Here is a 12,112-nt window from a genome sequence, read left to right as displayed (position 1 = left end):
GCAGGCTGGCGATGATGTGTTACTATAAATGTAAATAAATTGTGAAGTAAATTTTGCTTCCGGGGAACGAACGTGAATACATTACAACTCTCCATAGTCCATCGCTTGCCCCAGAGCTATCGCTGGTCGGCGGGTTTTGCAGGTTCGAAAGTTGAACCGATTCCGCAAAGCGTCGCGGGTTGCGAGAATTGTCTGGTTGCACTTAAGTTGCTGAGCCCGAGCGACGAAAATGCATGGCGAGTCATGGAGCGTCTCAGCGAGGCCCTGACGGATATTGAAGTGGACAGCTCCGTACTAGAGTGTGAAGGTGAACCCTGCCTGTTCGTGAAAAGCCAGGATGAATTTGCCGCGACCTGCCGTCTGAAAAACTTTGGTGTTGCTATCGCTGAGCCTTTCTCGGGCCAGTATCCTTTCTGAGCGCTAGTCTGCGGACAACAGCTGGCGCGTGTAGCTCTGCGTTGGCGCAGCAAATACGCGCTGGCACTCTCCCTGCTCGACCACTTCTCCCTGTCGCAACACAATCACCTGATGGCATAACGCCCGCACAACCTGTAAATCATGGCTGATAAAGATATAGGCCAGCCTGTGCTTTTCCTGCAATCCTTTCAGTAATGCCAGGATTTGAGCCTGAACGGTTCTGTCCAGCGACGACGTCGGTTCATCCAGAATGATCAGCTCCGGTTTGAGGATCAGCGCGCGGGCAATGGCGATACGCTGGCGCTGACCGCCGGAAAATTCAGCCGGGTAGCGGTGCCGGGTATCCGGATCTAAGCCAACTTCTGCCATAACGCGTATCACTTCTTCTTCCCGCTGCCGGGCGGTCAATGCTGGCTGATGAACGCGCAGACCCTCTTCGACAATCTGTAATACGTTCAGCCGTGGGTTAAGCGAGGAGTTTGGATCCTGAAACACAACCTGCATGCGGGGACGAACGGGCAACATCTGGCGACGGTTCCAGTTGTGCAGCGGCATACCGTCAAAGAGGATCTCACCCTGCGAGGCGATTAAGCGCAGCAGTGCCAGGCCGGTGGTGCTTTTTCCCGAACCGGACTCGCCCACCAGCCCCAGCGATTCGCCCGGACGCAGGGAAAAATGGATATTTTTCAATACCGGATTCTGGTCGACGATGCGCCGCAGAATCCCTTTGCGAACAGGAAACGACACGCCCAGCCCCTCAACGCGCAGCAACGGCGCGCTGTCAGCCGGCAGGGGAACCGGGTCACCCGTGGGCTCGCTATCAAGCAGACGCTGCGTATAGGGGTGCTGAGGCGCTTTCAGCAGGGTGGCTGCGGTGTTCTGCTCGACGCAGCGTCCGTTTTGCATCACGGCGACGCTGTCGGCGAGCTTTCTCACAATGCTGAGATTATGGGTGATAAACAGCAGGCTCATGTTCAGTTCGTCACGCAGCTCCCGCAGCAGCCGCAGAATTTGCGCCTGCACCGTCACGTCCAGCGCGGTGGTGGGCTCATCGGCAATCAACAGTTCGGGTCGCGTGAGCAGGGCCATTGCAATCATCACCCGCTGACGTTCGCCGCCGGAAAGCTGATGGGGGAAATCGTTCAGCCGTTTTGCGGCATTGCGAATGCCGGTTCGTTCAAGACAATCCAGAATCTCCCCCCGCGCCGCCTCTTTGCGCATGCCCCGGTGCAGGGACAGCACTTCATAGAGCTGTTTTTCCAGCGTGTGCAGCGGGTTAAGAGAGACCATCGGCTCCTGGAAAATCATGGCAATGTTATTGCCGCGAATCCCGCGCAGGGTTTTTTCATCAGCATGCAGCAGCGAGTGACCGTGAAACAGAATGTCGCCTTGCGGATAGCTGACGGGCGGAGACGGAAGCAGGCGCAGGATCGACAGTGCCGATACGCTCTTGCCAGAGCCTGACTCGCCTACCAGCGCCAGCGTTTCGCCGCGCTGGATCTGCAGCGACAACTCCGTGACCACGGTACGCGCCTCACCCTGTTTTGAAAAGGCAATCGACAGGTTATCAATACTGAGAAGGGGCTGCGTCATCTTATACCGCCTTGTTGGGATCAAAAGCATCGCGCACGGCTTCGCCAATAAAAATCAGCAGTGAAAGCAGCACGGCCACGGCAAGAAAGGCGGTGATGCCTAACCACGGTGCCTGCAGGTTGTTCTTGCCCTGCAGCAGTAGCTCGCCGAGCGACGGGGAACCGAGAGGGAGCCCGAAGCCAAGGAAATCAAGCGAGGTGAGGGTAGTGATGGAACTGCACAGAATAAACGGCAGGAAAGTGAGGGTCGCTACCACGGCGTTAGGAAGCATATGGCGGAAAATGATCCCGCGGTCGCTCACCCCCAGCACCTGGGCAGCGCGAATGTAATCGTAATTACGGGTGCGCAGGAATTCCGCCCGCACCACGCCTACCAGCGCCATCCAGCCGAAGATGACGGTAATGCCTAACAGCCACCAGAAGTTTGGCTGTACCACGCTTGAAAGCAGAATGATCAGAAACAGCGTCGGCATGCCTGACCAGACTTCAATAAAACGTTGACCCCACAGGTCGATTTTCCCGCCGTAGTAGCCCTGAACGGCACCAGCTACCACGCCCATCACGCTGGAAAAGACGGTCAGCATCAGCCCAAAGAGGATCGAGATCCGCGTGCCGTAGAGGATGCGTGCCAGCACATCGCCGCCGTTGGCATCCGTTCCCAGCCAGTTTTGCGCGGAAGGCGGGGAAGGGAAGGGGGTGGTGGTCGCAAAGTTAATGCTGTTTGCGCCAAAACGCACCGGTGCCCAGAGTGCCCAGCCGTGCTGTTCAATTTGCTGGCGAAGCCACGGATCCTGATATTCAGCGGGCGTCGCAAACGGGCCACCAAAATCGCTTTCGCTGTATTGGGTGAGAACGGGCACATACCAGCGGTCGTTAAAGTGCACCAGCAGCGGTTTATCGTTGGCAATCAATTCCGAACACATGCTTAAGACAAACAGGACGGCAAAGATCCACAGCGACCAGTAACCGCGGCGGTTGTGGCGAAAACGGGCCCATCGGGCCTGGTTGACGGGGCTTAAACGCGGCATCAGCGGCCCTCAAAATCAATTCGGGGATCAACCAGCGTATAGCTGATATCGCTGATGATATTCAGCAGCAGGCCAATCAGGGTGAAGATATAAAGTGTGCCAAACATGACCGGATAATCGCGCGACACGGTGGCTTCATATCCCAGCAAGCCCAGTCCGTTGAGGGAGAACATCACCTCTATCAGCAGCGAGCCGGTAAAAAACATACTGATGAACGTGGCAGGAAATCCGGCAATCACCAGCAGCATGGCGTTGCGAAAGACATGTTTCCACATGATCTGCTTTTCGCCGACGCCCTTCGCACGGGCAGTCACAACGTACTGTTTACGGATTTCATCGAGAAAGGCGTTTTTGGTCAACATGGTCAGGGCCGCAAAGCCGCCAATGACGGTCGCAAGCACCGGCAGCGTGATGTGCCAGAAATAATCGGTGATCTTCTTGTACCAGGGCAGGGTGCTGAAATCCGCTGACACCAGCCCCCGCAGCGGAAAGATATCGAAATAGCTGCCACCGGCAAAAAAGACAATCAACAGAACGGCAAACAGAAACGCCGGAATGGCATAGCCGATGATGATAAACGTGCTGCTCCAGACATCGAAGCGGCTGCCGTTGTGAACCGCTTTACGGATCCCCAGGGGAATAGAGACGAGATAAATAATCAACGTTCCCCACAGCCCCAGGGTAATCGACACCGGCAGACTTTGCTTAATCAATGTTAAAACTGACGCGCTGCGAAACAGGCTGTCGCCAAAATCAAAGCGGAGGTAGTCCCAGAGCATGTTGAAATACCGCTCGTGAAGCGGTTTGTCGAAGCCATAACGATGGGTGATCTCGGCGATGACTTCCGGATCCAGGCCTCGTCCGCCGCGATAATGGCTTTCACTGATATTTCCCAGGCCGGTGTGGGCATGGCTCGCGCCCATTCCTTCGCCACCGCCGCCAGGCATGCCGCCGCTGTTGCCAAATTCAATGGCTGCAATAGCCTGGTCGACCGGGCCGCCGGGCGCGATTTGCACAATAAAAAAGTTAATCGTGATGATTGCCCAGAGGGTCGGGATAATCAGCAGGAGACGGCGGATCAGATACGCACCCATGATGATTCCTTATCGCCGCTCAGCGGGAAGTCTGGCGGCTTTGTTAACGTCATACCACCAGGTGTCGAAGCCCAGTGAATAGACAGGGCGTACGGCAGGCTCGGAGAACTTGTCCCAGCGCGCAAGCCGGTCTTCGCCCATATACCACATTGGCAGCATGTAGTAATTCCAGGTTAAGACCCTGTCGAGGGCGCGTCCCAGCGGCAGGAGTTTTTCTTTATCACCCTGCGCCGCCACAATTTTCGCAATCAAGGCATCAATCGCCGGGCTTTTCACCCCCGGCGCATTGTAGGAGGAGTCGATATAGCTGGATGCCCAGGAGATTTGCAGATCTGAGCTGGGCCACGGCTGCGCGGGCCACAGGGTTTGCATCATATCGTAATCACGGCTGCGTTTGCGGTTGGTGAGCTGCGCGTTGTCGACCTGGCGAATGTTCATGGTAATCCCCAGCCGTTCAAGATTGTGCTTAAACGGCAGCACCCACTGATCGTTGCTTCCGGACGCAAGCAGCAGCTCAAAGCTTAACGGTTTGCCCGTTCTGGAATCGACGCGTTTTTGATTCTTCAGTGGCCAGCCTGCGTCATCCAGCAGTTTACTGGCTTTAAGCAGGTTGTCGCGATCGTAGCCGTCACCCTTTGACGCCGGAGGCTGAAATACCGTCGTGAACACCTCCGGTGGCAGTTCTGCTTTCAGCGGTGCCAGCAGGACAAGTTCGTCCGCTTTTGGGTAATCGCGAGCGGCATATTCAGTGTTCTGGAAATAGCTATTTGCCCGGCTGTAAGCGCCGTAAAATAGCGCTTTGTTCATCCATTCAAAATCAAAGGCCAGGGTAATGGCTTCCCGCACCCGGCGGTCAGTAAATACCGGACGCTGAATATTAAACGCCAGCCAGCGCGTATCCTGAGCGGACGCGTTTTTATGCTCGTCTTTAACGATATACCCGTTAGCGAAGTTTTTGCCGATATACCGTGTCGCCCAGTTTTTAGCGCTGCTCTCCACGCGCATATCGAACGCACCAGCTTTGAAGGCTTCAAATGCCACGTTATCGTCAAGGTAGTAATCGTAGCGAAGGGTATCGAAATTCCAGCGGCCCCGGTTTACCGGCAGGTTTGCCGCCCAGTAGTCTTTGACCCGGGAATAGACAATATACTGCCCCATGCGCCAGTCGGTGATGCGGTATGGGCCACCCGCCAGCGGGGGCGTGGAGAGCGGGTCGCTAAGTTTGTGATCTTTCCAGAACGATTCAGGCATCACGGGCAGGGAGAACAGGCTGAGCATGTTCTCTTTATTCGGCTCACTCAGCTCAATACGCACCGTGAGCGGGGCAATGGCTTTGACCGTAACGCCTTTATAGACAATGCGGAACTGGGGAACGCCCTCAGTCATGAATTTGTGAAATGTGAAGGCAATGTCGCTGGCTTTGACCGGCGTCCCATCGTGAAAACGCGCCCGTGGGTTAATCGAAATTTCCGCCCACGCGAAGTTATCCGCGTAACGCACGTTGTCCGCAATCAGCGGGTAGTAACTGACGGGTTCATCATCAGACGTAACAAACAACGTATCGTAGAGCGATTCTGTTCGCGCTGCCGCCACGCCGCGCAGGGCGAAGCGGTTGAAGTTGTCGAACGTCCCCGTGGCGGAGAGGGTCACGTTCCCGCCTTTGGGCGCGGCAGGGTTGACATAATCAAAGTGCGTAAAATTGACCGCGTACTTTGGCTCACCAATCACAGAGAACGCGATGTTCTCTTTGATGGTTTGCGCCTGGCTGGACAGGCTCGTTAACGCCAACAGCAGCAACATAAAGCGCATAAGCATCTCGCGGCGGCTCCCTTTCGACTGACCGGCTCAGTTAAGCTGAATAATAAGTGACGTCACGGGCAATGTGAAATCATTCAACGTTCAGGCTGCCATTGGCGGAACTGCTCCAGCGGCATCGGGCGGCTAATCCAGTAACCCTGAAGGAAAACAACGCCATGTTCGCGCAGCCAGGCTGCCTGCTCAGGCGTCTCCACTCCTTCGGCAACGGTCGACATATTCAGTCGTCTTGCCAGGGTGAGTACGGCATCAAGCACCGGGGAGGTCACGGTTTCCGTCCCGATCGCGTTGACAAAACCCCGGTCAATTTTGATGTAATCCATGGTGAAACGCTCAAGGTAAATCAGCGCACTGTGGCCGGTACCAAAATCATCAATCGCAATTTCAAAGCCTTCATTGTGCAGCCATTCGAAAAGATTGTTGGCTTCCCGATGGTTAACCATGTCGCGCTCGGTGATTTCCAGCACGATCTGGAAATGATCCGGCGGCATTAAGTCCAGGAAAGTGCGCATATCCTCTTTGAAGCTTTCCGCATGAAGATGCCCCGGCGCAATGTTAATGCCCAGTTTTGCGCCCGGCGGCAGAAGGGTCTGTAATACCGGCGCGTCGCGGATGATGAGGTCAAAGAGATGCAGCGTCAGCGGCACAATCAGCTTCTGCGCTTCGGCGAAGTTGATAAAGGCATCAGGCGGAATTTCCCCCATCGTCGGGTGTTTCCAGCGCATCAGGACTTCGACACCACGCATTTGCAGCGTCTCGGCATCCACAACAGGCTGATACACCACATAAAACTGGCCACGTTTAATGGCGCTCAGGATCTCTTTGCCTGGGTTTAGACGCGTGGTGAGGATATAGAAATTAAGCGAGCCGGCCGCGATCCCGCAGACCAGTCCAAAGAACACCGCGAACAGGATTTCATCGCTCGTCCACTCTTCGGCGTACAGTTTGATCGTCAGCGGAACCTCTTTTAGAGTCGCGGTACGCGCCGGCGTTTCATGTAAATCCTGTGCCTTCACCAGTGTGGCGGACCTGGTCGACAACGCATTGTCGCCAATGATGATGGCAATGCCCGCGAACTCGTTCTGGCGTGCGGTGTAAAGCATATACGGAGTCAGGTTGATGTTTACCGAAGTAAACACGCCGCCATCCTTCACCAGCGGATTTCGATACCAGATGGCAATCGCGGGTCTGTGCGGCATCATCGGTGTACCCGGCAGTAACGCCATATCAATCTGTTTATCAATGTGCAGCTCGGGTATCAGTTCTTCCATCGGGACGTTCATCGGACCGGTGGCTGAAGAGCAGTACGCCAGTTTATCCCTGACCAGCAAAAAGGCGCGCACGTTAAGGCTAAAGGCCGCGCGAGAGGTCAGCTCAGCATTGACGTCGTGGCAGCTGTTCAGCGTGAGCGGCTGAAGGAGATCGATAGAGCTTTTCAACTCATCGAAGTAGCTTTCCATGTAGATGCTCACGTCGTCAATCAGGGTGTCGAATCTGACTTCCCGCTTGTGGTAGCTCCAGAAAAATTGCAATGAACCCAGGAGCAGGGTTGTGATCAGGCCGGTGATAAGGCTGAGGAAAAGTATCTTGCGATTACTGGAGAAGTAGCGGGTGAACATAGACGTCGTGGTTCCTGGATTGCCGCTGAATGTATTCAGTGTAACGGGCAAAAAAAAACACCGCCGAAGCAGTGCTTTTTTTTATCATATCGCCGGCCAAGGGATAACCAACGATACAATGATTATTTTAACTGCGGGTCAGTACGCGGCGCGCTTCGTTATAGCGCTTCTTCCAGTAAGGTTCGTTCATGCTGGAAATGGTCACACCGCTGCTGGTGGAGGCATGTACAAACTGGTCATTGCCAATGTAGATGCCAACATGTCGACCTGTCGAACCCGCACGGAACAGGACTAAATCCCCGGTGCGCAGTTTAGTGCGTGAAATCGACTTGCCCATCTCCTGCTGTTCGTAAGTTGAACGCGGAAGATCTAACCCAAACTGCTCACGGAAAGTACGCTGTACGAAACCGGAACAATCAATGCCTTTTTTGGTGCTGCCGCCAAGACGATAACGCACGCCTTTCCAGTCAGCATACTGGTCCATAATACGGGACTTCACGTCCAGATTACGTACCATATTTTCAAATTCATCCTGAGAGGCTTGCAGTGACGAGGAATCTTCCATTCCCACAACACGCGTCTCAGGATGCATATTCTTTGCGGTGTTCGATGTACTACATGCAGATAACAGTACCGCCACTGCTATCGCCGGGATCCCCCGTAAGATATATCTCAAAATCGGTTGAGATTTGACCATTTTGTTTATTATCCCTTGAAGTCCTTAACGACAAATATCGTTATAAAAAATGCCAAACGTGACGAGACTAATTATCTGTTCACAATGAGACAATTCTTTCTGATCACATTTGTGGCGTAGCGCACAAATTTATTCACCAGCGAAATAATTATCTCTATGGGGCAAAACGAGTTCGAGATTAACCGATTGCCTGGGGTATTGCGAGCAAAAAAAGCCTTTTTTTTATAAGAAATTGTGATACAGAAAGTAAAAATTGATAATTGTTCAAAAAACGCACGATCAAGGTTAAAAACCGTGCAACACATTCATTTTTATCACGAATATTGTGACGAAATGATGACGGGAGGGGGTGAAAGGGGAGAAAAGTGCATCAAGGATCAAAACGATCCCTGATGCATAGTGTTAATTAAGGTTAATTATTGGTTTCTGATTTGTTGCGTTTTGCCGGGGAGGTAGCGATCGAACACGGCTATTATCTTGTCGCTCAGCGGTGTCATCAGACACCACGGCAGCGCAACCAGCACAGAAGAGAGCGAACCGACTGCAATATCAGTGAACCAGTGAGCGCCAATCATTACCCGTGGGAAGGCAAAAACCACAAAAATAATCAGGGCTATCGCAAAGGCTTTTCGGCCGAAATAGCGGAGCATCACGCCGGAAAAAATAAGCAGCATCATTCCGTGATCGCCCGGGAAACTGGCCTTCGACGCATCTTTCGTTGGAATATGCAGCAGCTCGCTGACGCGATAAATATCGGGGAAGAAGAGCGTTGGGCTGGAACGCTTAACCGGAATAATGGCCGTTGCCAGCTGGTTAATTACCACCGCAAGCAGCAACATCATCAAACCAATAATCAGAATACGGCGGCGTCCTGTTTTGTCCTCTTTCAGCCAAAAAGAGAGCATCAGGCCGCCCATCGCCAGCAGCGAGCAGCCGTCAAAGGCGCGGTTATTCGTGATAGCAACCAGCCACAGGAAGGCTTCGCTCTTCACCAGCTCCTGGTTGAAGAAGTGAAAAATGGCAGAATCCAGCGGAAACCAGACACCATGATTCGCCGGGATATACCAGGAGAAAAAGAGCGCCAGGCCGGCGACATTAAGCAGTAATATCAGGGGAAGTCGAGTCGTCATAACATTCAGCATAGAGTGAAATCTGGGGCAACGTTAGCCGCCCAAACTTAAACGAAGCTTCAACAGGCTGGACTGCAGGGCATTCCAGTCGGCGTTAACCGCACTAATTAACTCTATTCGGCTATCAGGTGGCGCCACATTTTGCGTTTCGATAAAGAAATCTTCGCCCTGACGGTTGATCCGCACCAGCCCGTCCGGGGTGCGCATGATCCCTTTAACACGATCGACCGGAGCCAGCCTGGCCCATTCGAGTATGCCGATGGTGTCGAATACGGTATCCGCATCGAAAATCCATCCGCAGGCCTGATAGCCCTGGCCGCTGTTAAGGTTACGACGCCAGCGCTGGTGTTCCGGCAGACTCAGGGCAGCCAGACCCTGTTTTTGCGGATGGCTGTGGGCGTGTTCCGCGCTTGCCGGAAGCGCCGCCAGGTTCAGGCGAGGCAGGTCAAGCAGGGCGTTATCAATTTTCCCCTGGGTGGTCTGCACCCGCTGACGGTTGCCACCGAAGTGCTGCCACCATGTCTCCAGCGCGGACTGGCTTTCCGCCGTTGCGCGATCCTCTTTATTGGCGACGATAATATCTGCCGAGGCGAGCTGGTCGCGGAAGTTCTCGTTGGTCACGGCTTTTTCATCCAGCAGCTGACGGGGGTCCAGCAGGCACAGCGTGGCACGCAGATCGATCCACGGCTCGTAGACCGGCGCGGTCAGTAAATCGAGAATTTGCTTCGGATGACCCAGCCCGGTCGGTTCAATCAGCAGACGGTCTGGTTTGCCCTGACGCAGCAGCGTATTCAGCCCGACCTGCATCGGCAGACCATTTACGCAGCACATGCAGCCACCGGGGATCTCTTTGATCATCGCGCCGCTGTCTGCCAGTAATGCGCCATCAATACCCACTTCGCCAAATTCATTGACCAGTACGGCCCATTTTTCTGCCGGATCCTTATTGGCCAGCAGGTGGAGAATTGAGGTGGTTTTACCGCTGCCGAGAAAACCGGTAATGAGGTTGGTTTTGGTCACGTGCGCTCCAGTCGATAATTGTGATGCTATAACAATTATCCATCATCCTGGCGAAAAACGGGCGCAATGAGAAGGGGGAGGGCGAACGGAGGCAATCGCCGTTCGCCTTAAGCGCAATAATCGCTAAATATTTAACGTTTCGATAACAGCCTGACGCGCGCCATGGCGGGCGATGCGCTGATAGGCCTGGCTGATGGCCTCCACGAAAATGCTATTTTGTGCGAGATCGTGACCAAAGATTTCACTCAGCCCCAGCAGGGCGTTGACGCGCTCAGCGTCGCTGCTGGCTGCAACAAGGGTGCGGATTTTATCGCTCAGCGGATCGCGCACATCAATCGCGTCGCCACGCTCGTCGGTTCCGCTGACGTAGCGGATCCAGCCTGCAACGCCCAGGGCCAGCAGCGGCCACGCGGTTTTACGTTCAAGATGGATGCGGATCCCATCCAGCATGCGCTGCGGCAATTTCTGGCTTCCGTCCATCGCAATTTGCCAGGTCCGGTGCTGCAGTGCCGGATTGGCAAAGCGTTCAAGCAGGCTATCAGCATAAGCCGTGAGGTCGACATCCTTAATACGCAGCGTAGGAGCCTGCTCATTTAGCATTAACCGACGTGCGGCTTCGCGAAAAGCGGTGTCTTCCATACATTCGTTGATGTGCGCATACCCGGCGAGGTAGCCCAGATACGCGAGGAAAGAGTGGCTGCCGTTGAGCATGCGCAACTTCATCTGTTCCCACGGCAGAACGTCCTGCACCATTTGTACACCAGCCACTTCCCATGCCGGGCGTCCGGCAACAAAGTTGTCTTCCACTACCCACTGAATAAACGGTTCGCAGCTGATAGCACAAGGATCTTCTACTCCAATCTCCTGCGTGATTTCTGCCAGCGACGCCTCGGTCGCGGCGGGAACAATTCTGTCGACCATGGTCCCCGGAAAGCTCACATGTGAATCAATCCACTCTGCCAGCGCCGGGTCGCGTTTCTGGGCCATGCCTAATACCGCGTTTTTCACCACATGGCCGTTATCAGGGATGTTGTCGCAGGAGAGGACGGTAAAAGCGGACAAACCGCGTTCACGGCGGCGGTGGAGCGCCTCGACCAGGATCCCGGGCGCGGAGTGCGGTTCAGACGGGGTCTCCAGATCGTGAACGATCCGGGGGTTGTGCAAATCCAGATTACCGGTGGCGGGATCGATGCAATAACCTTTCTCTGTGATGGTGAGCGACACAATGGCGACCTGAGGTTCACAAAATTTCTCAATGATGGCGGGCAGAGAATCCAGTTTTGCGTTCAGACATTCATGGACGGCACCGACGATGATCGGCTGGTTTCCCTCCGCCCCTTTTTCCAGCACGGTGAAGAGATGATCCTGTGCGCGCAACTGGCTCATCAGCACGTCGCCGCTGAAGAGGCTAATCTCACAAATACCCCAGTCGCCGCCTTTCTCATTCAGCACCCGGTTTGTTAACAAGGCCTGATGCGCGCGGTGAAATGCGCCGAAGCCAAAATGGACGATGCGAGAGCGTAACTGCTTACGATCGTAGCGAGGGAGCTGGACATGGGCAGGAAGCGATGTGGAGGCAATTGTCTTCATGAAATACACACCTGATTAACCATTAATTAACAACGCCAGTGTAAAGTTATATGACAGCAAATAAAATTGGTGAGCCGTAAATATCCCCGAAGTGTGAGTTTGATCAATCA

Annotated in this window: 10 protein-coding genes; 1 reads left to right on the top strand and 9 read right to left on the bottom strand. The window is 54.2% G+C overall.

Annotation, left to right across the window (positions count from 1 at the left end; genetic code table 11):
* Window positions 1-72 precede the first annotated feature (72 nt).
* Window positions 73-417, top strand: coding sequence for a YejG family protein (locus QLG09_RS00835; RefSeq protein WP_014170936.1), 345 nt, complete (start codon window positions 73-75; stop codon window positions 415-417).
* A 3-nt stretch (window positions 418-420) separates the two neighbouring features.
* On the opposite strand, the gene yejF is transcribed toward QLG09_RS00835, so the two are convergent.
* The 9 genes from yejF to QLG09_RS00790 all read right to left on the bottom strand — a co-directional run bounded on the left by yejF (window position 421) and on the right by QLG09_RS00790 (window position 12,002).
* Window positions 421-2,010, bottom strand: a complete 1,590-nt coding sequence (yejF, locus tag QLG09_RS00830) for a microcin C ABC transporter ATP-binding protein YejF (protein ID WP_049023589.1) — start codon at window positions 2,008-2,010, stop codon at window positions 421-423.
* Window position 2,011: 1 nt separating this feature from the next.
* Window positions 2,012-3,037 carry an ABC transporter permease gene (locus QLG09_RS00825; protein ID WP_014170934.1) on the bottom strand — a complete coding sequence of 342 codons (1,026 nt, stop codon included), beginning with the start codon at window positions 3,035-3,037 and terminating at the stop codon, window positions 2,012-2,014.
* Window positions 3,037-4,131: a microcin C ABC transporter permease YejB gene (locus tag QLG09_RS00820; protein WP_049023588.1), complete on the bottom strand. Its 1,095-nt coding sequence runs from the start codon at window positions 4,129-4,131 to the stop codon at window positions 3,037-3,039. Before QLG09_RS00820 ends, QLG09_RS00825 begins: the two co-directional genes overlap by 1 nt.
* A gap of 9 nt (window positions 4,132-4,140) precedes the next feature.
* Entirely contained in the window at window positions 4,141-5,946 is a 1,806-nt protein-coding gene (locus QLG09_RS00815; protein ID WP_282488684.1) for an extracellular solute-binding protein, read from the bottom strand.
* Window positions 5,947-6,023: 77 nt separating this feature from the next.
* The gene (locus tag QLG09_RS00810) at window positions 6,024-7,565 is read right to left on the bottom strand and encodes a cyclic di-GMP phosphodiesterase (protein ID WP_282488683.1); all 1,542 of its coding nucleotides are present in this window, start codon (window positions 7,563-7,565) and stop codon (window positions 6,024-6,026) included.
* A gap of 127 nt (window positions 7,566-7,692) precedes the next feature.
* Entirely contained in the window at window positions 7,693-8,262 is a 570-nt protein-coding gene (gene mepS, locus QLG09_RS00805; RefSeq protein ID WP_014170930.1) for a bifunctional murein DD-endopeptidase/murein LD-carboxypeptidase, read from the bottom strand.
* Between the two features lie 416 nt (window positions 8,263-8,678).
* The gene (locus tag QLG09_RS00800; RefSeq protein ID WP_025203633.1) at window positions 8,679-9,392 is read right to left on the bottom strand and encodes a phosphatase PAP2 family protein; all 714 of its coding nucleotides are present in this window, start codon (window positions 9,390-9,392) and stop codon (window positions 8,679-8,681) included.
* A gap of 33 nt (window positions 9,393-9,425) precedes the next feature.
* Window positions 9,426-10,412 (bottom strand): GTP-binding protein, encoded by a 987-nt coding sequence (locus tag QLG09_RS00795; protein ID WP_014170928.1) that lies wholly within the window; start codon window positions 10,410-10,412, stop codon window positions 9,426-9,428.
* A 123-nt stretch (window positions 10,413-10,535) separates the two neighbouring features.
* A complete protein-coding gene (locus tag QLG09_RS00790; RefSeq protein WP_049023586.1) occupies window positions 10,536-12,002 on the bottom strand; it encodes a fructuronate reductase in 1,467 nt (488 codons plus the stop codon).
* Window positions 12,003-12,112 lie beyond the last annotated feature (110 nt).

The sequence above is a fragment of the Enterobacter sp. V89_11 genome, assembly GCF_029967775.1.
Classification (GTDB): domain Bacteria; phylum Pseudomonadota; class Gammaproteobacteria; order Enterobacterales; family Enterobacteriaceae; genus Enterobacter; species Enterobacter ludwigii.
The sequence above is the reverse complement of the archived record's forward strand: the minus strand, read 5'-3'. Positions and strand labels throughout refer to the sequence as shown.